This is a genomic window from Rhodospirillaceae bacterium (assembly GCA_028819475.1).
In the GTDB taxonomy this organism is placed as follows: Bacteria; Pseudomonadota; Alphaproteobacteria; order Bin65; family Bin65; genus Bin65.
The window spans coordinates 46753-71209 of record JAPPLJ010000050.1 but is presented as its reverse complement, the minus strand read 5'-3'; the positions used below and the strand labels follow the sequence as shown (position 1 = coordinate 71209).

At 66.7% G+C, this 24457-nt stretch carries 24 protein-coding genes and 1 tRNA gene; 4 read left to right on the top strand and 21 right to left on the bottom strand.

What is annotated here, in order from left to right:
• Nucleotides 1-22: 22 nt before the first annotated feature.
• Nucleotides 23-550 (bottom strand): MarR family winged helix-turn-helix transcriptional regulator, encoded by a 528-nt coding sequence (locus OXM58_14820; protein MDE0149642.1) that lies wholly within the window; start codon nucleotides 548-550, stop codon nucleotides 23-25.
• A 55-nt stretch (nucleotides 551-605) separates the two neighbouring features.
• On the opposite strand from OXM58_14820, the gene OXM58_14815 reads away from it, so the two are divergent.
• Entirely contained in the window at nucleotides 606-899 is a 294-nt protein-coding gene (locus OXM58_14815) for a HigA family addiction module antitoxin (protein ID MDE0149641.1), read from the top strand.
• 10 nt (nucleotides 900-909) lie between these two features.
• Here the strand turns inward: OXM58_14815 and OXM58_14810 are convergent, their stop codons facing one another.
• A complete protein-coding gene (locus OXM58_14810; protein ID MDE0149640.1) occupies nucleotides 910-2556 on the bottom strand; it encodes an AMP-binding protein in 1647 nt (548 codons plus the stop codon).
• A 313-nt stretch (nucleotides 2557-2869) separates the two neighbouring features.
• Between OXM58_14810 and OXM58_14805 the strand changes: the two genes are divergently transcribed.
• A tRNA-Lys gene (locus OXM58_14805) sits at nucleotides 2870-2945 on the top strand.
• A gap of 48 nt (nucleotides 2946-2993) precedes the next feature.
• Here OXM58_14805 and OXM58_14800 read toward each other — a convergent pair.
• A complete protein-coding gene (locus tag OXM58_14800) occupies nucleotides 2994-4019 on the bottom strand; it encodes an LLM class flavin-dependent oxidoreductase (GenBank protein ID MDE0149639.1) in 1026 nt (341 codons plus the stop codon).
• 1035 nt (nucleotides 4020-5054) lie between these two features.
• Nucleotides 5055-7454, bottom strand: a complete 2400-nt coding sequence (locus tag OXM58_14795) for an FAD-dependent oxidoreductase (GenBank protein MDE0149638.1) — start codon at nucleotides 7452-7454, stop codon at nucleotides 5055-5057.
• Between the two features lie 175 nt (nucleotides 7455-7629).
• Here OXM58_14795 and OXM58_14790 point away from each other — a divergent pair, with 175 nt between their 5' ends.
• Complete coding sequence (locus OXM58_14790) at nucleotides 7630-7992, top strand: hypothetical protein (protein MDE0149637.1); 363 nt, start codon at nucleotides 7630-7632, stop codon at nucleotides 7990-7992.
• A gap of 9 nt (nucleotides 7993-8001) precedes the next feature.
• Here OXM58_14790 and OXM58_14785 read toward each other — a convergent pair whose 3' ends face one another.
• The 17 genes from OXM58_14785 to OXM58_14705 all read right to left on the bottom strand — a co-directional run bounded on the left by OXM58_14785 (nucleotide 8002) and on the right by OXM58_14705 (nucleotide 23820).
• Nucleotides 8002-8439: a glycine cleavage system protein H gene (locus tag OXM58_14785; GenBank protein ID MDE0149636.1), complete on the bottom strand. Its 438-nt coding sequence runs from the start codon at nucleotides 8437-8439 to the stop codon at nucleotides 8002-8004.
• A gap of 3 nt (nucleotides 8440-8442) precedes the next feature.
• A complete protein-coding gene (locus OXM58_14780; protein MDE0149635.1) occupies nucleotides 8443-8901 on the bottom strand; it encodes a hypothetical protein in 459 nt (152 codons plus the stop codon).
• A complete protein-coding gene (locus tag OXM58_14775) occupies nucleotides 8898-9830 on the bottom strand; it encodes a CoB--CoM heterodisulfide reductase iron-sulfur subunit B family protein (GenBank protein ID MDE0149634.1) in 933 nt (310 codons plus the stop codon). The genes OXM58_14780 and OXM58_14775 overlap by 4 nt, the downstream gene beginning before the upstream one ends.
• Nucleotides 9827-10573, bottom strand: a complete 747-nt coding sequence (locus tag OXM58_14770) for a 4Fe-4S dicluster domain-containing protein (GenBank protein ID MDE0149633.1) — start codon at nucleotides 10571-10573, stop codon at nucleotides 9827-9829. Before OXM58_14770 ends, OXM58_14775 begins: the two co-directional genes overlap by 4 nt.
• 51 nt (nucleotides 10574-10624) lie before the next feature.
• Nucleotides 10625-11401, bottom strand: a complete 777-nt coding sequence (locus OXM58_14765) for a response regulator (protein ID MDE0149632.1) — start codon at nucleotides 11399-11401, stop codon at nucleotides 10625-10627.
• 13 nt (nucleotides 11402-11414) lie between these two features.
• The gene (locus tag OXM58_14760) at nucleotides 11415-12278 is read right to left on the bottom strand and encodes a hypothetical protein (protein ID MDE0149631.1); all 864 of its coding nucleotides are present in this window, start codon (nucleotides 12276-12278) and stop codon (nucleotides 11415-11417) included.
• A 4-nt stretch (nucleotides 12279-12282) separates the two neighbouring features.
• Entirely contained in the window at nucleotides 12283-13332 is a 1050-nt protein-coding gene (locus OXM58_14755; protein MDE0149630.1) for an FAD-dependent oxidoreductase, read from the bottom strand.
• A complete protein-coding gene (locus OXM58_14750; protein ID MDE0149629.1) occupies nucleotides 13329-14723 on the bottom strand; it encodes a heterodisulfide reductase-related iron-sulfur binding cluster in 1395 nt (464 codons plus the stop codon). Before OXM58_14750 ends, OXM58_14755 begins: the two co-directional genes overlap by 4 nt.
• A 35-nt stretch (nucleotides 14724-14758) precedes the next feature.
• Nucleotides 14759-15520 (bottom strand): 4Fe-4S dicluster domain-containing protein, encoded by a 762-nt coding sequence (locus tag OXM58_14745; protein MDE0149628.1) that lies wholly within the window; start codon nucleotides 15518-15520, stop codon nucleotides 14759-14761.
• A 22-nt stretch (nucleotides 15521-15542) separates the two neighbouring features.
• Entirely contained in the window at nucleotides 15543-15920 is a 378-nt protein-coding gene (locus tag OXM58_14740; protein MDE0149627.1) for a DsrE/DsrF/DrsH-like family protein, read from the bottom strand.
• Between the two features lie 410 nt (nucleotides 15921-16330).
• The gene (locus OXM58_14735) at nucleotides 16331-17035 is read right to left on the bottom strand and encodes a hypothetical protein (protein MDE0149626.1); all 705 of its coding nucleotides are present in this window, start codon (nucleotides 17033-17035) and stop codon (nucleotides 16331-16333) included.
• A complete protein-coding gene (locus OXM58_14730; protein ID MDE0149625.1) occupies nucleotides 17032-18087 on the bottom strand; it encodes a lipoate--protein ligase family protein in 1056 nt (351 codons plus the stop codon). Before OXM58_14730 ends, OXM58_14735 begins: the two co-directional genes overlap by 4 nt.
• Nucleotides 18084-19382: a radical SAM protein gene (locus OXM58_14725; GenBank protein ID MDE0149624.1), complete on the bottom strand. Its 1299-nt coding sequence runs from the start codon at nucleotides 19380-19382 to the stop codon at nucleotides 18084-18086. The genes OXM58_14730 and OXM58_14725 overlap by 4 nt, the downstream gene beginning before the upstream one ends.
• 23 nt (nucleotides 19383-19405) lie before the next feature.
• Nucleotides 19406-20503, bottom strand: a complete 1098-nt coding sequence (locus OXM58_14720; GenBank protein ID MDE0149623.1) for an NAD(P)/FAD-dependent oxidoreductase — start codon at nucleotides 20501-20503, stop codon at nucleotides 19406-19408.
• Nucleotides 20500-21564, bottom strand: coding sequence for a hypothetical protein (locus OXM58_14715; protein MDE0149622.1), 1065 nt, complete (start codon nucleotides 21562-21564; stop codon nucleotides 20500-20502). The genes OXM58_14720 and OXM58_14715 overlap by 4 nt, the downstream gene beginning before the upstream one ends.
• The gene (locus tag OXM58_14710) at nucleotides 21564-22622 is read right to left on the bottom strand and encodes a YeeE/YedE family protein (protein ID MDE0149621.1); all 1059 of its coding nucleotides are present in this window, start codon (nucleotides 22620-22622) and stop codon (nucleotides 21564-21566) included. Before OXM58_14710 ends, OXM58_14715 begins: the two co-directional genes overlap by 1 nt.
• Nucleotides 22623-22644: 22 nt before the next feature.
• Nucleotides 22645-23820, bottom strand: coding sequence for an acetoin utilization protein AcuC (locus OXM58_14705; protein MDE0149620.1), 1176 nt, complete (start codon nucleotides 23818-23820; stop codon nucleotides 22645-22647).
• A gap of 300 nt (nucleotides 23821-24120) precedes the next feature.
• On the opposite strand from OXM58_14705, the gene OXM58_14700 reads away from it, so the two are divergent.
• A complete protein-coding gene (locus OXM58_14700) occupies nucleotides 24121-24345 on the top strand; it encodes a sulfurtransferase TusA family protein (protein MDE0149619.1) in 225 nt (74 codons plus the stop codon).
• Nucleotides 24346-24457 lie beyond the last annotated feature (112 nt).

The following is a 24457-nucleotide window of genomic DNA, read 5'->3' as shown; positions in this document are numbered from 1 at the left end:
ACCCGCCGCCGCTGCGCAAGCCTCAAACGATCTTCGCCAGCAAACGCAACAATGTTGTGCGTTCGCGCGGCGACAGCGGGTCGAGGATTTCCGCCGTGACCGCGAAACCGTCGCCGTAGGCCGCCGCCAGCAGGGCCGCGCCGGGGTCCGTCAGGCGCCACTGGGTGCGCCGCCGGTCCTCCTGGTCCGCCCGGCCGGCGATCAGGCCGCGCTCCGAGAGCCGGTCGGTCACCCCCTTCATGGTCGCCGGGTCCATGGCGGTCAGCCGGCCGAGCCGGTTCTGCGAGACCTCGCCCTCGTCGGCGATCTTCGCCAGCGCGGCGAACTGCGTCGGCGTCAGCCCGTATCCGGCGAAGCGCGCGGTGAAGATCGCGGTCGCCCGCTGCTGCGCCCGGCGCAGCAGGAAACCGACCTGCTCCTCAAGGCGGTAGTCGCCGTCGCTCACGCGGCTGCGAAGCTCCGAATCGGCAAGATGCCGGTCGCCGTGTCTGCCATTCGTCGATCCCTCCCGGTACCCGATCGCGGGTGCGATGGTGTAGCGACGCGGCATGGGCCTGTCCAGACGACGGCCTGGTGCAGACCAGTTAACGTGCTAGATGAAGTCGATGATCGGACCCATTCATCCCGGCGTGACCCTGTGTGAAGACTTCATGGCGCCTTACGGGCTGAGCGCCAATGGCCTCGCGAAGCGGCTCGGCATTCCGCAGAACCGGATCAGCGACATCGTGCGCGGCCGCCGCGGCATAACCGCGGATACCGCCCTGCGGCTGGAACAGGCGTTCGGCGTTTCCGCCGCCTTCTGGCTCAATCTCCAGTCCCACTACGAACTGGAAGTCGCCGAACGGGACTCCGGCAAGGCCATCAGGCAGAGCGTGAAGCGGCTCGACGCGGTCGCCTGAGCCGGCTCCCCTACTCCGCATTCGCCCGTTCGCGCAGCTCGACGCGGCGGATCTTGCCGGAGATGGTCTTCGGCAGCTCCTCGACGAAGGCGATCTCGCGGGGATACTTGTAGGGCGCGGTCGTGGCCTTGACGAAATCCTGCAAGGTTCCGGCCATTTCCTCGCCGGCCTCGAAGCCTTCGGCGAGCACGACATAGGCCTTGACGATCTCGCCGCGCAGGTCGTCCTTCTTGCCAACAACCGCCGATTCGGCAACCGCCGCGTGCTCGATGAGAGCGCTTTCGACCTCGAACGGGCTGATCCGGTAGCCGGCCGAGGAGATCAGGTCGTCGGCCCGGCCGACGAACCAGATATAGCCGTCGGCGTCCCGCGTCGCGGTATCGCCGGTGTAATACCAGCCGTGGCGGAAGCATTTCGCGTTGGCCGCGTCGTCCTCGTAATAGCCGTGGAACAGGCCGGGCGGCCAGGTTTCGCCGTCGGTCCGCACAGCGATGTGGCCGACCTCGCCGTCCGGCAGCCGGTTGCCGCTGTCGTCGACGATATCAAGGTCCATGCCCGGCACCGGCTTGCCCATGGAGCCGGGCCGCACCTCGAGACCGGGCACGTTGGCGGCCAGGTTGACGGTCTCGGTCTGGCCGTAGCCGTCGTGGGGCACGGTGCCGGTGGCGTCCTTCCAGGCGCGCAGCGCCTCGGGGTTGAGCGGCTCGCCGGCGCTCACCGTGTGGCGGATCGACGACAGGTCGTAGGCCGACAGGTCGACCTGCATGAAGGCGCGGAAGACGGTCGGCGGCGCGCACAGCGTCGTGATGCCGTGCTCGGCGAACAGCCGCAGATGGGCGTCGGCGTCGAAGCCCGGGCCCGGATTGTAGAGCATCACGGCCGCGCCGAGCTGCCACTGGCCGAACAGCTTGCCCCAGGCCGCCTTGGCCCAGCCGGTGTCGCTCATCGTCCAGTGCAGATCGTCCTCGCGCAGGTCGTGCCAGTAGCGGGCGGTCAGCGTGTGGGCGATGGCGTATTCGTGGCTGCGCGGCACCAGCTTCGGGAAAGCCGTGGTGCCGGAGGTGAAATAGGCCAGCATGGTCTCGTCGAGGCGCGTCGGTGCGACGTCGGCGCGGTCCAGCTTGTCGCTTGCCGCCGCGCAGGCGGCCTCGCAATGCACCCAATCTGCGTGCGGCGCGCCGATCACGATGACCCGCTCCAGCGTCGGGCACTTGCCGCGCACCGCCTCGATCTTCGCGATATGGTCGGCGGTAACGATGGCGAAGCGCGCGCGGCTCTTGTTGATGCGGTATTCGATGTCCTTGGGTTGCAGCAGGTTGGTGCCCGGCATGGCGATCACGCCGAGCTTGATGCAGCCGATCATGGCCTCGTACCAGGCCGGGATCCGCGGGATCATCATGAAGGCGAAATCGCCCTTGGCCGCGCCGATGCCACGCAGCATGTTGGCGAAGCGGTTGGAGGCCGCCGAGAGGTCGGAAAAGCGCCAGATCGCTTGCTCGCCGGTGTTGGCGTCGGCGTAGACGAAGGCGGTCTTGTCCCGCTCCGCGGCCCGGCGGTCGATCAGGTCGAAGCCGAAATTGTAGAACTCCGGCGCCGGCAGGCGGACGCCTTCGGCCAGCGCGGTCTGGTAATCGGGCAGGTTGATATAGCCGGTCATGGCGGCTCCGGAGGATCGGTCGGACGGGCGGGAATCTCGTGACCCGCCGCCGCCGCGGTGTCAAGCCGCGAAGTCAGGCCGCGATAGCGCCGGGCCGTTGCATGACCCGCACCCGCGTCCCGCTTCCCGGCGTTCCGTAGGGGAGGGTTTCAAACCCTCCTCTACACGCCCGTTCACCGCCGCCTCGTCGGACCCGCTTCGCTTGACGCCCCACCGGGCCGTCCCTATCTTCCGCCCCGCCGAGACGGGGCCGAATCCGAGGCGCCGCACGGCTGCCGGACCGGGCAACAGCCTCCTGCCCCGCCGCCTATGGGCGCCCATAGCTCAGTTGGTAGAGCAACTGACTTTTAATCAGTAGGTCGCTGGTTCGAATCCAGCTGGGCGTACCATTTACTTCAAGCAGTTAGAGGCGTTTGAGAAAGCGGCGATTCAGCTGATTACGCCGCCTTCAGCGCCGGCAAAACCTCCCGCGTCAGCAGGTCCACAGTCCGGGCCGCTTCCTCGTAGCTCAGGTCGCCGAAGGCCATGCGGCAGACCAGGTAGTTGACGCCGGAACCGGCGGCCAGCGTCGCCATTTTTGCGCGCGCCTGGGCCGGGGTGCCGGCGATGGCGACGCCGGTCTCCATCAGGTCGTCGAATTCGTCCGGGAAGGCGACGCCGATCGGCCTGGTGCCGGCGCGATCCCACAGCATGTAGAAGCTGTCGCGCCACTCCCGGTAGCCGCGTCGCGCCGTCTCCAGCGCCGCCCGCTCGGTCTCCGCGATGACCAGATGGAAACTGACGCCCAGCGCAGGCAGGTCCGCTTCCGGTCGCCCGGCCCCGCGCCACGCGGCGCGGTAGGCGTCGGTGATTTCCCGGGTCATCGGCGGCGGCTGGTTGCTGACGATGTTGACCCGGTTGGCGGCGGGCCAGGCCACGGAATCCGCCCGGCTCAGGCCATACCAGAGCGGCGGATGCGGCTTCTGGAACGGCGCCAGCACCATCGGCATGCCGGCGGTCCGGTACCAGTCGCCCGCGAAGCTGAAATCGCGGCCCGCCGAGGCGTCGGCCAGCCCCTTGAGGACGAAATCGAGCGCCTCCCGGTACATCGCCGGCGTTTCGGCCGGATCGAGACCGAAGAAGGCGACCTCGATCGGCGAGATGCCGCGCCCGACGCCGAGATCGAGCCGGCCGCGGCTCATCTGGTCGAGCATGCAGATCTCTTCGATCAGGCGCAGCGGGGGATAGAGCGGCAGGCAATAGACCGTCGGCGCCAGGCGCAGGCGCGTCGTGCGCTGGGCGGCGGCGGCAAGGAACACGCCCGGCGACGGCGCCATGCCGAGCGGCGTGCCGTGATGCTCGGCCAGGTGGTAGGCGTGAAGGCCGGCGCGGTCGTACAGTTCGAGCAGCCGCAGCCGGTCCTCGTAGAAATCCGGCAGCGCCCCGGCGCCCCGGTCGAGATGGTCGAAAACGCCGATGCGCACGGTGGTGTTCCCGTCTCCTGGAATGCGGCGCGACCTTGCCACCGGGCGCCGGAACTGTCGAGCGCGGGCAATCCGGCGAAGGATATTGCGAGGTATTCCCCCTCCCCTTGGGATTCTCCTGCGAAAAGCCGTGAGCCGGGCTGGTCTTTCAACAATATTTCCTTTTTTTCGATAATTTTCCTTGACACGGTGGATCCAACGCCCTATATCGGCCCCGTCAACGCCCGAAGTGCGCCCGCTGCGGCCGGCCGACGCCCTCTCAAAAAAAGAAGCGAACGAAGAAACAGGCGGGAACCTGCCCGCTTTCCGGCCCGCCGCCGCCGATCGGCCATCCGATCCGCCATCCAATGCGCTACCCTGTGCGCCGCCCTGTGCGCCATCGGGCTTGACGGCCGGACCCGTCCGGTTCGACCCTCCGATTCCGCCGGGCCGTGCTGTCCCTGATTTTGGCCCCGATCCTGCCCGGCGGTGCCGCCTCCGGTGTCGACCGGCGCTCCCGCCCGCCCGGGAGGCTGGAAATTTTCCTACCGGGATTGTTTTTGCGCACTTCCGGACGGCGTGTTTCCAACGATTCCAAAGGGTTAGGGCTGCCGGATGCAAAAAAACATTTTATTTAGAACGGTCTGTCCAATTCCAAAAACAGAGCGATTTCAAAGACTTAGGAAAGCTAATTTTGAACATTTATTCAAAATCCGGCCGATTTCCGGCGTCCGGCCCGTCCGGCACACCCTTTCGCAGAGGAATCCTCCCCTTTGGATTCCCCGGCGAAATGAGCCAGGGCGCCGCACACTTGTCCTTCCCCCTCTTCAGAGGGGGAAGTGGCCGAGCGCCGCGAGGTCGATGGGGGTGCCGTGCCGTTCAAGCCGGAACAGCCGCCCGGCGGTGCGTGCCCGGCGCTGCTGCACCCCCACCTGGCCTCCCCCTCTGAAGAGGGGGAGGGATAGCACCGCGGACGCGCGCCGCCTTTCGCAGAGGAATCCCTTAGGGGAGTCGGGGGGACGGGAACTTGAACCGGGTCGCTTCCTGCAGTTGCCCCTATCCGCTCCGACGCCGCATCCGGTCCCCCGCATGATCGAAGGCCGGGGCGAGTTGCATCCGGGCGGCGTGGCGGGCGCCGGCGATGTCGACTTCGACGCGCCGGCCATCGATGCCGCCGGCCTCGACATGGGCCAGGGCGACCGGCCGGCCGATCCGGTAGCCGAACGCCGCCGAGGTCGTGCGGCCGACGATTTTGCCCTCGCTGTAGACCGGTTCGTGGCCAAGGGGAACGGCCTCCGGATCGTCGAACAGGAGGGTCGCCAGCGTGCGCCGGCCGGTCTTGCGGCGCTCGGCGACCGCTTCGCTGCCGAGATACGGCTTCGTCCGCGAGCAGAACCGGTCCAGCCCCGCTTCGACCGGCCCGATGTCGCCATCGAGTTCATGGCCCATCGCCGCAAAGCCCTTCTCGATCCGCATCGACGTCTGGGCATGAAGGCCGGCCGGGACCGCCCCGGCCCCGGTCAGGGCTGCGTACACTTCGGAGGCATCCCCGGCCCGGCAGGTCAGCTCCCAGCCCGCCTCGCCGACGTAGGACAGCCGCGCGGCGCGCACCGGATGGCCGGCAATCCGCGCCGAAGCGGTACGGAAATAACCGAGGCCATTCAAGACACCGGCGCCGAGTTCGGCGGCGATCCGCGCGGAGTCCGGACCCATCAGGCCGAGCACGGCGATGCGTTCCGTCACGTCGGCGAGCCTCACGTCGAAGTTCCCGGCATGGCGGCGCAGCCAGGCCATGTCCCGCCGGATCGCCGCCGCGCCGGTAAACAGGCGGTAGCGGTCCCCGGAAAGGCGCTGGGCGGTGATGTCGGATTCGTAGGTGCCGCGTTCGTTCAGAACCGGCGTGTAGACGGCGCTGCCGGGCGGCCGGTCCATGTCGTTGGCGCAGACATGCTGCAGGAAGGCTTCGGCATCCGGTCCCTTGATCTCGATCTTGCCGAAGGGCGAGCCGTCGAAGACCGCGGCGGCGCGATGCGCGGCCATGACCTCGCCCTTCACGGTGTCGAACCAGTCCGGCTTGCCGAAGGTGGGCTCCGGTTCGGCCGGACCGCCGAACCAGAGCGGCCGCTCCCAGCCGTAGACCTGGCCCGTCTGCGCACCGGCGGCGCGGTGTTCGGCATCGAGCGGCAGGCGCCGCTGGCCGCGCGCCGTCGCCGGCTGAAGGCCCGGATAGGCGATCTCGTAATGCCGGCCGAGCACTTCCGGCGCGCGGGTCATCAGATGCTCGACACTGTCGAACTGCGGCGCAAAGCGGTTCGGCTCGGCCTCCGACAGATCGTATGCGGTGTGGCCGTAGACGATGGCGTGGGCGAGGTTCATGCCCGCGCCGCCGCCGCAGGCGATGCCGACCGAGTTCATGCCGCAGCCGAGGAACAGACCGCGCGTTTCCGCGGTCTCGCCGAGCATGAACATGCCGTCCGGCGTGAAACTTTCCGGGCCGTTGAGCAGCATCCGGACCTCTGTCGTCTCGAGCGCCGGCAGCCGGTGCAGCGCGTGTTCCATCATCGGCTCGAAATGGTCCCAGTCCTCGGGCAGGAGGCGGAATTCGAAGGTTTCGTCCAGCGTGCCGGGAGGGATCGGCTTGCCCATCGGCTCGAAACAGCCGACCAGCAGGCCGCCGCTGTCGTCGCGGATGTAGAGATGGCGGTCGTGGTCCGACAGGGTCGGCAGGTTGCCGGCGATGCCGGCGATCGGTCGGGTCAGCAGGTAGAAATGTTCGCAGGCGAGCAGCGGCACCCGCGCGCTGGCCATCGCGCCGACCTCGCGCGACCACAGGCCGGCGCAAATCGCCACGGCGTCGCACATGACCGTGCCGCGTGCCGTCTCGACGCCGCGGATGCGGCGGTTTTCGGTCAGGATGCCCGTCACGCCGCAATTCTCGAAGAAGCGGGCGCCGAGGCCGCGCGCGGCTTTGCCGAGGGCGGCGCAGACGTCCGACGGGCTGACCCTTCCGTCCTCCGGCGACCAGACAGCGCCGAGCACGTCGTCCGAATTCATCAGCGGCCAGCGCTCCTTGGCCTCCCCGGCGCCGATCTCGTGCGCCGCGATGCCGTAGGCCCGGGCGAGCGCGGCCTGGCGCCGGATGTGGGTCAGCCGGTCCGGCGTCGTGGCGATCGACAGGGAGCCTTCCTGAATCCAGCCGACGCTCTGGCCGGTTTCCGCTTCGAGCCGGGAATAGAGGTCCACCGAGTATTGGATCAGCCGGGTGAGGTTGCGCGACTGGCGCAACGCCCGCACCTGGGCCGCGGAATGCCAGGTCGTGCCCGATGTCAGCCGGTTGCGCTCCAGCAGGATGGCGTCGCCAACGCCCATCTGCGCCAGATGGTACAGCGTCGAGCAGCCCATGATGCCGCCGCCGATAACGACGACCGGCGCATGGGCGGGAAGGGATTCGGGCATGGGCGGTTCCTCTGCCTTGCAAATCCGCCATCGGATGGCAGAATTGCAAGGTTATTCGAGGAATAGGTCGGCCGATTGAGGCGGACTGGCACTCCCAACTGCCGGAAGGCAGGCCGCAGCCCGTCTTCCGGACGCGCCGGAATATTGCCGCTCCGGCCGAAGCACCCGGATCGCCATGAGCAGACAAGCCGTGATCGACGCCGTAACGGCGGAACTGGCCGGAGACCCGAGCTATTTCCGGGCGGCTTTGTTGCGCGAGGACGTGGAGCGGCTGAACCGTCTGCTGGAACTGGCGGCCGACGCGGCGGACGAAGCGGCCTTCATGAAGGCGGCGGGGCTGGCCGGCTGGACGCCGGGTGACCTGCGCACCGGCGAACTGCGGCCCTGGCTCGATCCGTTCCTGCACGCCTGGCACGACGCTGGCGACGGCGACGCCCCGGCGCTGCCCGGCCTGTGGCGCGAATTCGATGTCAACCGGCTCGATATCCTGGCCGGCTGCCTGTCGACCCGGCCGCTGGCGGGCGTCTCGCGGCCGTAAGGCGGCGCCTCACTCGCAGCCGGCGAAGCCGTCCTCGTCCATCTTGGCCTCGTAGGGCGCTGCGACGTCGGCACCCGGCGTCAGGGTCGGCTTCACGCCCTCCCAGTCATCGGGCCGGAGCACGACCATCCAGGCGCTGTACGGATCCTGGTTCGCCAGGCTGGGCTCCTCGACCAGCGCCTCGTTGACCTCGACGACCTCGCCGCCGGCCGCCGACTTGGCCGGGCCGACCCATTTGCCGGATTCGACGGTGGCGCAGGACCGGCCCGCCTTGACCGAACGCCCGACCTTCTTCGGCGTGAAGGCGACCAGGTTGCCGGCCATTGCCGTCGCCACGCTGGTCATGCCGAGACGCAGGTTGCCGTCGCCGGTTTCGGTGAACCAGATATGGTTCGGCACGTCGTAGAGCAGGTCGTCGGGCAGATGGCATCCGCGGACTGTCGGCATGGCTCAGGCAACCCTCTGTCGTTCGGGCCGATGGTCGGGCGCTGCGGCGGAATCCCGGTCGAGTGCGCGCAGCGTGCGCGATGAACAGCAAAATTCACCCAGCCCCGCAACCTGCATCTTGCCCGAAACGAACAGCAGCAGATGGCGCACCAGCATCGCCATCATCGCGGCGCGGCGGGCGGATTCGGCATGATCCGGCTCCAGGCGCAGCAGGTTGGCGTGGAAGGCGATCTCGCGGCAGGTCTCGCGGCAGGCGTTGAAGCTGGGCTCGCCGCGCGCACCCTGGCGGTGCAGGGCGAGCAGGCGGAAGCCCTCGCGCTCTTCGACGGTCGGGGTTTCGCCGCGCGCTTCGGCCCAGTTATCGAGGACAGCCTCGGCCAGGCCGAGCAACCGGCCGGCCGGCTCCGCGGCAGCGGGATCGAAGCCGTCGAGCGCCGCCTCGATGTCGGCGAACGGCATCATGCCAGGCCCTTTTCCTTGAGGAAACCGCGCGAGTCGGAGACATTCTCGTGCACGCCGACCTTGCGCGGACTGAGGCCCAGCGCGACGCCGAGCAGCTGGGTGAAATAGAGGATTTTCACCGTCGTTTTCCGGCCGAGCCGCTTTTCGGCCCGGATCTGGTGCATTTCGAGCCCGGAATGGCAGGTCGGGCATTCCGTGGCGATCACGTCGGCGCCCGCGGCTTCGGCGGCTTCGAGGATGTTCAGCACCAGCTTGGTCGAGATGTCGCTGTCCGAGAGCGTGTGGGCGCCGCCGCAGCAGGCCGTCTTGAGCGGGAAATCGACATTCTCGGCGCCGGCCGCCGCCAGCAGGTCGTCCATGAAGTGCGGTTCGGAGGTCGAATCCGAGCCCGGCCCCTTGTCCTTCTCCGGAAAGATGTGGCGCGGCCGCGTGTACATGCAGCCGTAATAATTCGCAATTTTAACGCCTTGCAGGCTGTTTTTGACCCTGGCTTTCAGGCCGTCCTCGCCGATCCCGTCCTTGATCCAGTCGAGGGCATGGATGGTCTCGACCTGCCCGGCCTCGTAGGTTTCGTGGCCGGCTTTGGTCGACAGGCGATCGACGACATCCTTCGACGCCTCATCGTGCTCCAGATCGTATTCGGCCTTCTTGAGATTGTGGTAGCAGCCGTTGCACGGCGCCATGACGACGTCGTGGCCCATCTCGTTTGCCGCGATCGACATGACCCGGGACGACAGGTAGGTCTGGATCTTCGGGTCGATATTCTTGACCTCCATCGCCCCGCAGCAGTTCCAGTTCTTCACCTCGTCCAGCTTGAGGCCGAGCGCCTTGCCGACCGCCTTGGTCGAGCGGTTGTAGGCATGGCCGGTGCCTTCCAGCGCACAGCCGGGATAGTAGGCGACGCGGTCGTATTTGCGGTCTTCGCTCATTCCGGCTTCCCGTCGCCCAGGCCGAGCGCCCGGCGCTGTTCGCGTTCGCATTCCTCGACATACTCTTCCAGCGCCGCCCGCGCCTTCGACCAGCCGGCGGTGCGCGGCCGGAACAGCATGGCGAGGCCCATGCGCCGCATCAGGCCGATGGGCAGCTTCATCAACAGGCCACGCGCCATCGCGATCAGCCAGTCCTGCATCAGCGGCTGGCCGGTGCGCTTGAGGAACGTCCGGATGATGGACGATTCCTCGATCTTGCCGCGCGCGATCACCTGTTCGGCGAAAATCTCGTCGAAAATGATCGAGGGCGATTTCGGCGTATGGCCTTTCTTCTCCAGCCAGTGCGCGGTCGCCTTCATCACGCCTTCGGGCTCGACGTCGCGCGGGCAGGCGTAGGTGCACTTGTTGCACGAGACGCACTGCCAGATGATGTCCCGGTCGCGCAGCAGCTCGGATTCCATGCCCATACGGATCAGGTAGATCCAGTAGCGCGGGTTGAAGTCCGGGTTGACGGCGTTGACCGTACAGGAGTTGGTGCAGGAGCCGCATTGCCAGCAGCGATGGATGAACTCTCCGCCGGGCAGCGCCGCGATCTCGTCCTCCAGCGCCTCGTTGTAGTCGGTGACGACCCGGGGCTCGATGAAGGTCGACCAGTGGCCCGACACGTCGACGCCGTCGAGCACCAGCTTGTCGTGTGTCTTGATGTTCTCCGGGCGGATCAGCGACTGTTCGTGGATTGGCATTGGGTGTCCGAACTAACGTGTGTTTTCGATAGTACACATGGTCGCGAAATACTATGTGTCCTGTCTTTCGATTACAGCTCGAGTTACCATTTCGAATAGCTCCTGTGGATCATTGGTACACCCGTCCCCACCGTGGGATCTGGTTTCTTCTTTGTGTTCAGGGGCATTTGAAGAAGCATAGATGAAAAAGGGCGTGCGATTTCCTTCTTTACGCAATCCATCCAACAACACATAACCTTCTCTCGGTCCTTCACGACGCCCCATATCCGAGATAATTGCTGCAAATTTATTGTTATTCAATTTATTTATAGCCTCATTTGTTGACTCAGATAACGTGAAACGAAGTCCCAAAGCCTCCAACGCTTTTCTTTCATAAATGTTGTTATGCGGTCGGTCGTCTACCCAAAGGATTTGCCTCCGCCAACCGTCAAGCTTTTTGGCTCTCTTTGAATCAGATTCCACCGCCAACTCAACTAATCTTTTTATATCCGCCTCGCTAATACTGTCTTGGGTTTTACCTTTTGCTGCACCTAGATTTGCAGCAATTTGAATTCGCACATAATTTTCCTCATCTCGGAAATCTCTCGGACCATAGAGTTTGTCGCTGTGCTTACTAACCAACCATAAAAATGCGAACAGTATAAAAAGCGGAAAAATGATCAGAAAGTAAATTAGCGGCAGCCTTTCAATCAAGGTAAGATCAGCCAAAAACGCGGTCACTAAAGACGCTAGTCCGTAAATCAATATCAAAAAGAGCGCAATAATTCCTAACGGGTTCCGTCCCGTTCTATTTGATGCATATAAGAATTTTTTAAGTTCATTATTCACTTTGACCAAACTCCTAGTTCAGCAGCCCGGGATCGCTGAGGCGGCGCGCTTCGCCCTCGATCGCCCCCGCCTTCGTTCGGCCTCTTGCACCGACGCCGTCCAGGCCGAGCATACGGCGGGTGTGCAGCATCGGGTCCTCCGGCGTCGCGAAATCGGTGCGCAGATACTGCCCGCCCTGCTCGCCGATATAGCCGGCGTAGACATGGGCGAGGAGCAGATCGACATATTGGAGAATGTCCCGGAAGACGCCGTTTTCCGTCAGGAATTGCGACAGCTCTTCGCGCAGCATGAGGAAGGTGGCGTAATTGTCCGGCACGTCGATCATGATGTGGTCGACATCGTCGCCCCACCAGATCTCGCGCAGCACGCCGGTATTGGCTTTCGCGTCCCAGACCCAGCGCTGCATCGGCGGATAGCGCTCCGGGTCGAGGTTGTGCAGCAGTTCGGCCGCCAGATCCCGCACCCAGCGATGCTCCCGGTCGCGCGGAAAGGCGGACTCGAAGGCCGCCAGCCGGCTGTCGACCGTCGCGGTGTCGGCCATGCCGTCGAGCAGCGCCCCGATCGCCGTGCAGAGGGTCGCAAAGCCCTTTCGGTCGCGATAGGGCCCGATCCGGCGGCGCACGGACGGCATGAGGGCGCACAGTTCGGCAAACACCGCCGGCTTCAAGCCGGCCGCGCCGTCCGCAAACGCGTCCCCGAACGCAACCGATTTCAGCTTCAGGGCATCCACAAAGCGCTCGACGCCGCCCTGCTCCTCGCTGCCGGCGATCAGGCTTTCCAGGGCCTGGCGCAGGCGCGGCCCGGAGAGATGCAATTCCGGCCGTTCGGGGACCGGCTCGTCCCGTCCCGCCGTCCTGCGCAGGATCTGCGCCATCATCCCCTCAGGCCGCTTCGTCGGTTGCCGGCCGGCCGGCGCCGAGCGCCGCGATGGCGGCGGCATTCGCCTGGGCGATCGAATCGTCGATGGTCTCCGGGCCGGTCGCCGCGCCGGCGACGAACACGCCCGGCCGGCTGGTCCGCCCCATGCCGCCATAGGCCGATTGCCGGGCGATGTTGCCGTGCGGCTCCAGCTCGACCCCGAAAATGGAAGACAGCAGCAGGTTGTCGACGTTCGGGTCCATGCCGATGGCGTGGACGACCATGTCGAAGGGAATCGTGATCGGCCGTTTGACCAGCGTGTCCTCGCCCTTGACGATCAGCCGCTCGCCGTCCGAGGTCACCTCGGCGATCCGCGCCTTGATGTACTTGACCTTGAACTCCTCCTGGCTGCGCCAGTAGTAGCTCGTCTCGTAGAGGCCGAAGGTGCGGATATCCATGTAGTAGATGTAGACGTGGCAGTCCGGCACCTCCTCGCGGATCTCCATCGCGATGTTGGCGCTGACGGTACAGCAGATTTTGGAGCACCATTCGCGGCCGATCTGGCGGTCGCGCGAGCCGACGCAGAGCAGGATCGCCACCCGCTTCGGTGTGCGGCCGTCGGACGGGCAGCGCACGCCGTCGCCCGACGAGATCATCTGCTCGACCTGGGTCGTGGTCACGACATCCGGGAAGCTGCCGAAGCCCCATTCCGGCTTGTTGACCGAATCGAAATGGGTGAACCCGGTACACAGGATCGCGGCCGAAGCCTCGACCGCCGAACCGTCCGACAGGGTGGCCGTGAACGCGCCCGCTTCGCCGCCGAATTCCTGCACGGTGCAACCGGCGCGGACATCGACCGCGGCGTCGCCTTCGACCCGCGCGACCATGCCGCCGATGGCGTCCTTCGCCCATTCTCCGGTCGGCACGAGCTTGGCATAGCCGGACAGGATCGGCGCGCCTCCCAGCCGGTCCTCCTTTTCCACAAGAACGGAATTCCGGCCGACGCCGGACAGGGCCTCGGCTGCGGCGAGCCCGGCCGGGCCTCCGCCGACGACGAGGACCGGCTTGGTCATGCGCCGGTCTCTGAAACCTGGGACTCGATCCGCTTGAAGCCGGGGCCCGAGGTGATCATCAGGCGCGGATCGTAGAGATTCTCCTGGTCGCCGGCCTCGACCTGCTTGAGATAGGCCTCGAACTCCGCCTTCGCGGCGCGCCAGTCGATGCCCAGTTTCTCCATCAGCGTCTCGGTCGAGGAGGCGTGCCAGTGGGACTGGACGATCTTGAACGGATGGGCGCCGCAGACCAGCGCCGCGAACTGGCAGTCGGCCAGGATCGGCAGGTCGTAGGCCTTGCCGGCGGCCTGGCCGATCCACTGGTTCTTGTCCAGCGTGGTGATGCAGCCGGTGTCGTGGCCGATCATCACGTCCGCCCGCGCCTCCTCCACCGCGACCTTCACCTTGCGGTCGATCGCGAAGGAGCGGGTGAACTCGCGCTCGGAAATGATGTGGCGGAAGCCGAAGCCGCAGCAGTCGTACCAGGTCGAATAGTCGATCACCTGGGCGCCCAAGGCGCCGATCACGCCGGTCGAAACCGCGACCCGGTTCCCCTCCAGGATATCGTCGTCGTAGATCGCGTCCTCCGGCACCATCTTGTAGACGTGGCAGGCCGGGTGGATGGTCGCGCGGATGGCGCTGGCGTCGATCGTCTGGCGCGCCGCGATGCGGTCGCGCATGACGTGCACCCATTCGGAATAGTGCACGACCTCTTCCGGGATCAGCAGCTTGCCGTCGACCAGCCGGTCGAGCTTGGCGAGGATCTTCTTCACCCGTTCGCGCAGTTCGGCGGAGTGCAGCAGGTAGTGGCGCACCTCCTTGTAGTTGCCGAACGACGTGCCGCAGTGGACCAGCGGATAGTAGTAGGCGTCGGGCAGGCCCTGGGCGCGGGCGCTGACATAGGCCTGGTGGAAATTGCGCAGGAAGACGGCGGCCAGGCTCTCCAGGTTGCCGATGCCCGAGCCGTGATAGTTCCAGGCGGTGCAGGAGGTCTGGTCGGTCTCGTCGAGATATTCGACGCCGAGTTCATTCATCAGCCAGAGCAGCGAGGCCGGATAGCCCGGAATGTTGCCGCACTGGCCGCAGGATTTGTGGTGCCAGAGCCGGGTCGTCGGGATGCGCTTGGTCCAGCCGTAGAGCGTCTTGACCTCGACCGGCGCGTGGCCGTCGCCGACCCGGTGGACGGCGATCTCGCCGTCTTTCTCCAACTGCCACATGACATCGCGCACGTCCTCGACGCGGTCCTTGTTGGTCAGCATGGAGCGCTTGTCGACCTTCGCCTCGACCCAGGCGGTCGCGGTGCGCGCGTCCTGCGCCGACAGATTCGAATCGCGCCACTCGCTGCCGTGGCCGGTAAAGCGTTCGCCGCTTTCGCCCGTGGCGTTCCCGGTATCGTTCGTGGTGCCGGTCATATCCCTTGTCTCCTGCGCGAACCGCCCGCAGCGGCTCAGTCGTCGTCCTCGTCGTCGTCTTCCTGCTCTTCCAGGAAATCTTCCCAGTCCTCGCGCTTCTCGTCCATGATGTCGGTGATGACGTCGAACAGGTTCTCGTCGATCCCTTCGAGCTGGTCGAGAACGCCGGTCATTTCCCAGATCGTGTAGAGTTCCACAGAGGTTTTCAGATTGACCTCCCAGGCCGTCGCCGTGGTGTTGAGCGTCGGCATCGGGATCGCCTTGCGCAGCAGCTTGAGCGGCGCATCGACCTTGGTGATGTTCGGCCCCCAGTCGGCGAAATGATCGGGGTTGATCATATCGGGCGCGAGCTGGTTGCCGGTCGAGATCAGCTTGAGCATGACCCGGCTGAACGGGCGCAGCACATTTTTCGCCGATTCCATGCCGTGCTTGATCGCGACCTCGCGCATCAGCATGACGAGGCCGCCGGGGCTGTTGCCGAACGGGCAGCGCGCGGCGCAGGTGTAGCACTGGGCGCAGGCCCAGATCTTTTCCTGCATCGCGTCGTAGATGCCCTCGAGATTTTCCGTCCAGAGCAACTGGACGATCTCGCGCGGGCTGAAATCGTAGTAATGGGCCGCCGGGCAGGTCGCCGTGCAGATGCCGCAGTTCAGGCAGCCGTTGAGTTCGTGGTCGTAGCGCAGGTCGGCCTGGATATCGCCGAAAATCTCTTCGAGGTCGTCGCGGTCGAGCGGTGGCGCGTCCGAGACCGGATCGCCGATATGCTCCTGCACGCGGGTGGCGGCGCCGTGGTCCATATCCGTGGGCGGAGCCCCTTCCTCAGTAAGTCAGCACCTTGACGTCGTCCTCCATGATCTCCTCGATCAGATGGGCGCCGCCGACGATGCCCTCGCATTCGGGGATCAGGTCGTCCTTGGTCATGTCGAACAGGTCGAGATTGGGCGAGCAGCAATAGAATTTCACCCCCGCCTCGTGGGCGTCCTGGATGAAATCGTAAACCGATTTCGGCGAGCCTTCCTTGACCACGAGGTGTTCGGCGACGCCCTTCTTCATCAAGCGGCCCGAGGTGGCCGTGCAGATCACGTCGACCTCGTATTCCATCGCCGCGGCGACGGTCGCCTGGAAGATCGGCGCGCCCAGTTCCTCGCCGTTGCGCGTGTCCGTGTTCGCCATCACGATGACCAGTTTGTCCGTCACGACATGCCCCCTCACCGTTGACTGACCGGCTGTGCCGACAGGGTATTGAAACTGCCGAAAGATAGCAACTTTTGAATATGTCAGCGGTGCCGGGCAAATCCCCGCAGCAGGCAACGTGGGGCCGGAGCACGTCCGTCTCGATTTGAACCGTCGGCGCGGCTGACCCACGCCCTCCTCACCCCGTCATTTCGACCGGAATGGCCCGCAGGGCCATGGAGCGGAGAAATCTTTCCGGCAAGCCGCTCGGGACCAAACTCCGCGGGTGACAGATTTCTCCGCTCCGCGGTTCTTCGAACCGCTTCGGTCGAAATGACGGGATAGGGTGTCGGGCAGAAGTGTCGCCGCGCTGTCGGAGATCCGTACCGGTCGAATTCGCTCCGGGACCGGGCGACGGCCGGTCCCGCCGCCCGCTATTCTCCGCCCGGCTGCATTAGGCCGGTCAGTTGGACGAGGCCGGTCATGATCGGCACCAGCGCATCCTCGATCGCGCGCTGGGCGGCGCGCAGGTCGCGCAGGGCCAGCGCCGGATCGGCGGGCGCTTCCTCGAACTCCATGATCAGGTCTTCGACCATGGCGACCTTGAGGCCGGGATGGCCGGCGAAGCCGAACGCGTTGCTGCCGATCTGCCACAGCGCCGGGTCGCCGCCGCCGGTGCGCGCCAGGACCTGCGCATAATCCGGCGGCACGGCCCGGTCGCGGCCGTAAACGGCGACGGGCCAGGTCTCCGGCAGATAGCCGTTCAGCGCCCCTTCCGTGCTACGCAGCGCCGTATCCACGGCAAAGCGCAGCGGCGCCGCCTCGACCGAGCCGCCGGCCGCGAGCGCCAGGATCTGCGCGCCCAGCCCGATGCCGATCACCGGCTTCTCCACCATCAGGCAGGTCCGGGCGACGGCGATTTCCTGCGCCAGCGTCGGCAGGTCGCGCGTCCCGGCCGATCCCCAGGGTCCGCCGCCGAGCAGGATGAGGCCGTCGGCAACGGCGACGGGGTGCGGCGGCGCCACGCCTTCGGTGAAGGGGCGGACGTAGGTGAAGCGGATGCGGCGGCCTTCGAAATGGTCTTCCATCAGGCCGAGATATTCTGCCGAGGTATGCTGGATGACCGTGAGCGACTTCATGCGCCGGCAAAGGCTGCGGCGACGGCCCCGGCAAACGCGTCCGGCGGCGCGGTCGCGATCTGGGGCGGCGCATCGCTGAAGAAGGCCGCTATGCGCGCCGCAACCTCGCCGGACACAGCACCGCGCAGGCTGCCTTCCAGGTCCATGACGAGGCGCGGCGGCACCATGACGAAGTCGCCGGTGAACAGCACTTCGCGCACCCGGTCGTTGCGCCGGCCCTCGACCCGCAGCCAGGCGTTCACGGCGCCGCTCTCGCCGTGGCGCACGGATCCATCGGCGCCCGGATCGTCGATACCGGCGATGAATTCCAGCGTGCCGATCTCCGCGTCGCAGATGCGCTGCGCCAGTGCCTCTTCCGCCTCGCCCGGTTCGGACGCGGTGCAGGCAATCCCCAAGCCGTCCTCGAAACCGGCGATCAGCGCGGCCTGAAGGCGCGGCATCGACAGGTCGGCGGCGGGCAGCAGGGCGCGCAGGGTGGTCACCCGCGGCGGCGGCGCGCCCTCCTTCGGGGCCGCCACGTTGATCGCCGCCGTCATCGCCGGCAGGTCGAGATCGACCAGCGTTGTGCCCTGGTACATGACGATGTCATCGTCGAAATAGCCGCCGGTGCCGCAGATCTTCTGCCCGTCCACCACGATATCCGTCGGCGGCCGGTACTCCGCCGCGATACCGAGGGTCGAGAGGCCGGCCGCCGCCGCCGTACAGATCCGGGCGGTCATGTCCGCCAGCGTCGCCACGCCGATCCTGCGCCGGTCGCAGACCAGTTCCCAGCCGAGCTGGCCCTCGTCCAGATAGATCGCGCCGCCGCCGGTGATGCGCCGGACGATGCCGACGCCGGCCTTGCGGCAATGATCGAGCTTCAATTCCCGGCTCAAGTCCTGGTGCCGGCCGATCAGAGCGGTCGGCGGGAAGCGCAGGAAGCGCACGGTGTCCGGGACATCGCCAGCCTTGCGCAGTTCCACGAGCGCCTGGTCGAAAGCGATCTGGAGGCAGCCGTCGCGGACGCCGGTATCGACAACCCGGAATCCGGGCCTGTCGCCGGTCTCGCTCAAGGCGCGCGCGCTTCCGGCGCAGGGGAATCGTCCGGGTCGTCGAACTCCTCGCCCGGTTCGTAGGGCTCGCCCGGCTTCTCCATGTCGAGTTGATGCCGGATGCGGCGGATGTCGGCGCCGGCGGGCTGGAACGGATAGCTGGCGATGTTGCTGGGCGGCGAATCGCCGTAGGGCCGGTCGCAGGCCGAGATGTCCTCCTGAAACTTGCCCGGGCAGCCGGAGGTGCGGAAGGCGATCCCCGCGTCGATAATCGCGTCGAGTTCGCCCTGCGGCAGGCCGAAATCCGTCACCCTGCCCTCCCCGTCGAACGCCATCTGCCCGACCCGGACATCGCAATAGTCGATCAGGTAGCGCGCCAGCTGCACCCGCCGCCACTGGTCGCGCGGCGTCGCCGGCAGATGGTCCATCAGCGAGCCCTTTTCCGGGAAGAAGCAGAACATGTGGCTGTGGCCGCCGAGATCGACCAGGCGCTGAACCAGGTTCAGCACATCGGCCTCGGTCTCGCCCATACCCACGATGATATGGGCGCCGAACTTCTGCGGCCCGAAAATGTCTCGGGCGTTCAGCAGGATATCCCAGTATTTCTTCCAGCTGTGCGGGCTGTCGACGCCCTTGCCTCGCGTGCGGTCGAATATCTCCGGCGTCGCGGCGTCGAGCGCCACGGTGAAGATGTCGGCGCCCAGGTCCTTCAGCGTCTCAACGTCGGCGCGCTGCATCGTCGTCGGGTTGGACAGGATGGAGACCGGCACAGTCACCGGATCGATCCGGTCGGTCCACTGTTTCAGCACCGTCACCGTGTCCTCGTCCGAGCGCGGATGGGTGATCATGCTGATGCACATGCGGTGGAACGGCGTGTTCTCCCCGTCGCCAGCAACCTTCTCGACGATCTCGGCCATCGGCACCGCCGGCCAGTCGACCCGGATGAAGTTGCGGTCGGCATAGTCGCGCTCGGCCTCCCGGTGGCGCGCCAGACCGCAATAGGCGCAGTTCGCCCGGCAGCCCTCGGGATAGGTCAGCAGCAGGTTCAGGCAGCGGGTGCAGGCGCAGCGGTAGAGCATGCCCGGCATGATGCCCAGCGTGATCGCCGCCGCGGTCGACATCTGGACGTATTCCGGCGAGCGCATCGCCGGCGTCATGACGTTGTTGTTGGGCAGATAGACGCCCGCCGGCGCCACGTCAGCCGTCTTGACCCGGCCGCCGTTGCGGAAGTCCCGCGGGATAGCGTCGGGCCGGCGCGGCTGCATCGCCGCGAACGGGTTGAAGTCCGCGCCGTTCGGACCTGTTTCGGCGGGCATCGTGCTTTCGGGCTTGAGGCAGGTCATGGCGCTCCCATCGCATTTTGCGGATCGGGCGTCGGAACGGCCGGCCGGGCCGCCCAGTATTCCGGATAGGCGATCCAACCGCGCCGCAGGTCGGCCGGTTGCGGGACCGAATCGGCAAAGGCCCGCTCCAGTTCCCGCCGGCGCGCCACGGCGCGGCGCAGCGAGGCGCCGAACAGGTCGTCGATCTCCTCGGCATAGTCGTCGAGCGCATCCGCTGCGCCGGCGACCCAGCGGGCGGCCGCTTCCCCGGCCAGAGCGCCGGACATGACCGCAGCGGGAATGCCCGCGCCGGTCACCGGGTTGGTCAGGCCGGCAGCGTCGCCGGCCAGTAATACGGGCGCTCCGTCGGGCAGCGCGGCCACCGGCCCGACGATGCCGTCGACCGGGATCGCGCCACCGGTATTGCCGAGGATTGCGTCGCCGATCCGGCCTTCGGCCATCAGGCGGCGGCGTAACCCTTCGAGGACCGGCTTGAGCCGCGGTCGCGCTTTCGGCGCAACACCCAGGCCGAGATTGGCGACGTCGCCCTTGGGGAACAGCCAGGCGTAGCCGCCCTCGATCTCCGCCGAGAGGAAGATGTCGGTCGCATTGTTGGGATCGAGCAGCGGCACGGTTATCTGCCGGGTTTCGATCAGCCGCGGCTGCAGCAGGCCCGCCGCGGCGCGGACCTTCGACCGCGGCCCGTCGGCGCCGATGACCAGTTTCGCCGTAACCTCCAACTCCCGAACGCCGAACTCCCGGTGCCAGACCGTATCGAAGCGGCATTCGGCCCCGGCGTCGCGCGCCTGCTCCACGAGCAGGGCGTCGAAGCGGCCGCGGTCGATCATCGTGCCGGTGAAACCGTCGGCGCTGTCGAAATCCGCCGCCTCGACGAAGGTATGCATGGCCTCGATGGGCTGGACGGCGACCGGCGCCACGCCTTCGACATCCAGGCCGATCAGCCGCGGCACGAACTCGGCGCATTGCACCGGCTCGCCGGCCGCGCGTTTGCGGTCCACGGCCAGCACCGACGCACCGGCCCGCGCCGCCTCCCGCGCCGCCGACGCGCCGGCCGGCCCGAGGCCGACGACGAGGATATCGACGCGCCCGGTCACGCGGCGCAGCTTGCGGGCACGGTCACCGTCTCCCCGCCCACCTTGATCGAACAACAGGCGTGCTGCTGCTCCATCGGCCGGCCGATGGCCTCGGCAACCGCAACCGCGCCATCGGCCGGGAAGGCGATCCCGTCCAGCCCGGCCATGACGGCGTAGACGTCCGTCACCCGCTTGTGCATTCCGGCCGGGCGGGCGCAGCCGAGCAGCACTTGCCGGTCAACGATCCGGCGTCGGGCCTCGAGGAAGAGGCGGCCGACGGCAGCGGTGTCCGGCGTCTCGAAGGTTCTGGCCTTCGCGTAGAACGGCATGATGACGACCAGCACCAGGGCGTGGATGCCGTGGCGGCTGCAAATGTCGAGCGCGTCGAATTCGCCGAGCAGCCGGCCGTAGTGCAGCCCGGCGACGATATGGGGCACGACCTCCATCGACGTGCCGCACAGCGCCGCCAGCGTCGCCTCGAAATCGGCGACCGGCCGGTCGAGATGGTAGACCTGTTCGATCGTCTCCTGCGCGCCGATCACGTCCATCATCGCGGTATCGACCCCGGCGCTCTCCATCAGCCGGGCGCGCCGTTCGTCGAGCAGCGCCGAATGGATGGCGATCTTCAGATGGGGAAAGTCGCGCTTCAGTCGCTCGATGACCGGGTAGAAGCGCTCATAGGCGATCTCGTTGCGCCGGTTGGAGCCGCCGGACAGCAGGAAGCCCTGCAGATCCTGCAACAGCACCAGGTCGCGCACCTTGCGGTCGAGCATCTCCGGGCTCGTCGCCGGGATCATCGGCTCCAGGATGCTGGCCTGGCAATGGTCGCACATCAGGGCGCAGCCGCCGGCCGTGATCGAGAAGGCCGGGAAGCTGTTCTTGCCGCAGCCGGCCAGTTCGTCGGACTGAAAATCCTTGAAGGTCGGTGTGGAAAAACGAACCGGCCGGCCTGGCGCGGCCGGCGCCGCGCGCTGCATTTCGGCAACCAGCGCGGCATCGAATTCCGCATCCTCCAGCGGCTCGATTTCGCCAAGGCGATCGAGCCAGTCGGCAGTACGGCCGGGATAAACGGATCCATCCATCAGAGGCGCCACTCGATATATTTCAGGCCGGCCACGCCGCCGGCGATGATCGCCAGAATGGCGAGTACGGAGCCCAGCGCAAGGGTGGAAATCCCGGTCAGCCCCTGGCCGATGGTGCAGCCCAAAGCCATCACCCCGCCGAAGCCCATGAGCGCGCCGCCGGTGATGTTGCGCAGCATGTCCTGGACGTCGGCGAAGGTCGCCAGGTGGAAATTGCCGCGCAGGATCGCGGAGACGAACGCGCCGAGGATCACGCCGCCGACGCTGGCGATGCCGAAGTTGATCGTCGCGCCGGTGAAGGTCATCAGGTAGACCAGCGCGTTGCCGGTCGGCGCGACATAGGTTAGCGAGGTCAGCGGCGCCGGTTCGAAATCGTCGAAGCCGAGCACGCCGGTGGCGTACCAGCCGGCGACGATGGCGAGGCCGACGCCGAGGCCGGCGACGATGTTGCGCGGCGAGGCCCGGAAGGCGCCGTCCATGAAGCACCAGATCAGCAGGCCGGCGACGGCGACGACGGCGACGACCAGGTTCACGGTCCCCGCCGATGCACCGAAGAGGCCGGCCAGCAGGACCCCGATCCCCTGCGACTCGATGCCAGCCGCCTCCAGATCGACATTGGCCGCGCCCTCGATTTCGACGCGGACCAGCCCGGTCAGGCCGCGTAGCGTCATGTAGGCGAAGATGCCGAGCACCAGCAGTACGACCAGCGAGCGCAGGTCCCCGGCGCCGAAGCGCACCAGGTTGCGGGTGCCGCAACCGCCGGCGATGGTCATGCCGAAGCCGAACAGCAGCCCGCCGAGAATCGCGCCGAGCCAGCCGAAATTGGCGGTCAGGTAAATCGACTCGCCGAGATCGATCATCTCTGCGCCGTGCAACGCCTGCGCGCCGATGATTGCCACGGCCATCGCCAGCATCCAGGCCCGGAAGCGGCGGAAATCGCCGAAGGTGGCGGCGTCCGAAATCGCGCCCATGGTGCAGAAGTTCGTCCGCTCGATGACGAAGCCGAAGCCGAAGCCGATCGCAAGCCCGGCGAGCGCCATCAGGGTTACCGTTTCCAAGGCCCGTCCCCCTAGCGTTCCGTCAGGCCGCCGCGCGCTGCACGCCGGCGCTCCAGCGTCCGCGCCGCGGGATTGCCAGCGCGCGCCGGGCCAGCGTTGCGGTTTCCGGCCGTGCCGCACCGTCCTGAGGCTCGTCCGCCAGCGTGGTCAGCCAGCGCGGGTCGCGCTCGTCCTCGTCGACCAGATCGCAATCGAGCGCTTCAAGACGCCGGACCGAAGCCGGGTCGAGCGTTTCCGGCAGTGCAAAGCCGTTCAGCACGCCCCAGAGTCCCGCCCAGCAGCGCGCGACCGTCCACGGATTGTAGCCGCCGCCGCCCAGCACCACGCTGCCCGGCGCCTCGGCGACCAACGCCGCCACGGCGGCCCACAGCCCCCGGTTGGACAGGCTCATCCGGGACAGCGGATCGCCGGCCAGCCCGTCGGCGCCGCAGGTGACGACGATCAGCTCCGGCGCTGCACGCCGGACCAACGGCAGGATTACGTCGTTCAACAGAAGCGCCAGATCGGCGTCGGCGAAACCGGGCGCCACGGGCAGGTTGCAGCTTTGCCCGCCGCCGGTATCGTCCAGCGCGCCGGTATGGGGCCAGCGGTCGCGCTCGTGGATCGAGATCGTGTAGACCCGGGGATCGGCCGCGAAGGCGTCCTGCACGCCGTCGCCGTGGTGGGCGTCGAGATCGGCATGGACCAGCCGGCCGACGCCGGCGTCAAGCGCGGTGAGGATGGCGAAGACCGGGTCGTTGAAATAGCAGAAGCCGCTCGCCCGGTCTGGCCGGCCATGATGGGTGCCGCCGGCCGGGTGATAGGCGATGCGGCCGGAAAGCGCCTGTTCCGCCGCCTCGACCGAGCCGCCGACCGAGGTCGAGGCGCGCCGGTAAACGCCCGGAAACACGGGATTTTCCAGAGTACCGAGATTGAATCTGCGGCACGTTTCCCGGTCGATTTCGCTGTCTTCGTCGGCCCGGCACAGCGCCGCGACATAGTCCGGATCGTGGAACCGGCAGAGGGTTTGCGCGTCGGCGACCGGGCTCTCGATCCAGGCGTCCGGAACGATCCAGCCGAGGTCGCAGCACAGATCGAGCACCGTCTCGACCCGCGGAATCGCCAGCGGGTGGTTGGCGCCGTAGGCTGCGCGGCGGTAGATATCGTGGCCGACGAAGACCGGCGGCAGCCGCGTCCGGTCGGCAGGCGCGCCGGTCATCGTCCCGCCTCCGGCGCGCGGCGGCGGGCCGGCCTCTTTCGCGATTCGATCCCGGTCGTGCGGTATTTCGGATCCATGGCCCCCGCGGTCCGGCCGTCCCGTTGACGGATTGCCGGATATTGTATTCAATAATTTGAATGAATGGCAATCGCCGCCCCGGATAATTTGTCGGCCCGGACAATTTGCCGGACCCGCCCCGCAGCGGACTCCGGATGACAAGCCGGGACCGGCAACCTAGGTGATGGCCGTTACGCCCGAACCGGACAGGCCCGAACCAGACAGTAAGGAACACCCCCGCCGATGGCCGACGAGTTTCTCGACACCAAGGGACTGAACTGCCCCCTGCCGATCCTGAAGGCGAAGAAGGCGCTGAAGAAGATGGCGTCGGGCGGGCTGCTGGAAGTGCACGCGACCGACCCTGGCGCGACGGCGGATTTCGAGGCCTTCTGCCGCCAGACCGGCTGCGAGCTTATGGAATCCGGCGAGGACGGCGGGGTCTATCGGTTCGTGATAAAGAATGTGTAAGGTATTTATTAACAATGTATTATCTCGGTAATTTAAAGAATTAAAATAAATTGCGATCAATCGAACACCTTCGAGATTCCTCGATTGCCACCCCGGACGGAGCGAAGCGACG

What these genes read in the sequence shown, in the direction of transcription:
- OXM58_14820 (MDE0149642.1), bottom strand. Translation starts at nt 550, where the DNA reads ATGCCGCGTCGCTACACCATCGCACCCGCGATCGGGTACCGGGAGGGA.
- OXM58_14815 (MDE0149641.1), top strand. Translation starts at nt 606, where the DNA reads ATGATCGGACCCATTCATCCCGGCGTGACCCTGTGTGAAGACTTCATG.
- OXM58_14810 (MDE0149640.1), bottom strand. Translation starts at nt 2,556, where the DNA reads ATGACCGGCTATATCAACCTGCCCGATTACCAGACCGCGCTGGCCGAA.
- OXM58_14795 (MDE0149638.1), bottom strand. Translation starts at nt 7,454, where the DNA reads ATGCCCGAATCCCTTCCCGCCCATGCGCCGGTCGTCGTTATCGGCGGC.
- OXM58_14790 (MDE0149637.1), top strand. Translation starts at nt 7,630, where the DNA reads ATGAGCAGACAAGCCGTGATCGACGCCGTAACGGCGGAACTGGCCGGA.
- OXM58_14785 (MDE0149636.1), bottom strand. Translation starts at nt 8,439, where the DNA reads ATGCCGACAGTCCGCGGATGCCATCTGCCCGACGACCTGCTCTACGAC.
- OXM58_14780 (MDE0149635.1), bottom strand. Translation starts at nt 8,901, where the DNA reads ATGATGCCGTTCGCCGACATCGAGGCGGCGCTCGACGGCTTCGATCCC.
- OXM58_14775 (MDE0149634.1), bottom strand. Translation starts at nt 9,830, where the DNA reads ATGAGCGAAGACCGCAAATACGACCGCGTCGCCTACTATCCCGGCTGT.
- OXM58_14770 (MDE0149633.1), bottom strand. Translation starts at nt 10,573, where the DNA reads ATGCCAATCCACGAACAGTCGCTGATCCGCCCGGAGAACATCAAGACA.
- OXM58_14760 (MDE0149631.1), bottom strand. Translation starts at nt 12,278, where the DNA reads ATGATGGCGCAGATCCTGCGCAGGACGGCGGGACGGGACGAGCCGGTC.
- OXM58_14755 (MDE0149630.1), bottom strand. Translation starts at nt 13,332, where the DNA reads ATGACCAAGCCGGTCCTCGTCGTCGGCGGAGGCCCGGCCGGGCTCGCC.
- OXM58_14750 (MDE0149629.1), bottom strand. Translation starts at nt 14,723, where the DNA reads ATGACCGGCACCACGAACGATACCGGGAACGCCACGGGCGAAAGCGGC.
- OXM58_14745 (MDE0149628.1), bottom strand. Translation starts at nt 15,520, where the DNA reads ATGGACCACGGCGCCGCCACCCGCGTGCAGGAGCATATCGGCGATCCG.
- OXM58_14735 (MDE0149626.1), bottom strand. Translation starts at nt 17,035, where the DNA reads ATGAAGTCGCTCACGGTCATCCAGCATACCTCGGCAGAATATCTCGGC.
- OXM58_14725 (MDE0149624.1), bottom strand. Translation starts at nt 19,382, where the DNA reads ATGCCCGCCGAAACAGGTCCGAACGGCGCGGACTTCAACCCGTTCGCG.
- OXM58_14715 (MDE0149622.1), bottom strand. Translation starts at nt 21,564, where the DNA reads ATGGATGGATCCGTTTATCCCGGCCGTACTGCCGACTGGCTCGATCGC.
- OXM58_14705 (MDE0149620.1), bottom strand. Translation starts at nt 23,820, where the DNA reads ATGACCGGCGCGCCTGCCGACCGGACGCGGCTGCCGCCGGTCTTCGTC.
- OXM58_14700 (MDE0149619.1), top strand. Translation starts at nt 24,121, where the DNA reads ATGGCCGACGAGTTTCTCGACACCAAGGGACTGAACTGCCCCCTGCCG.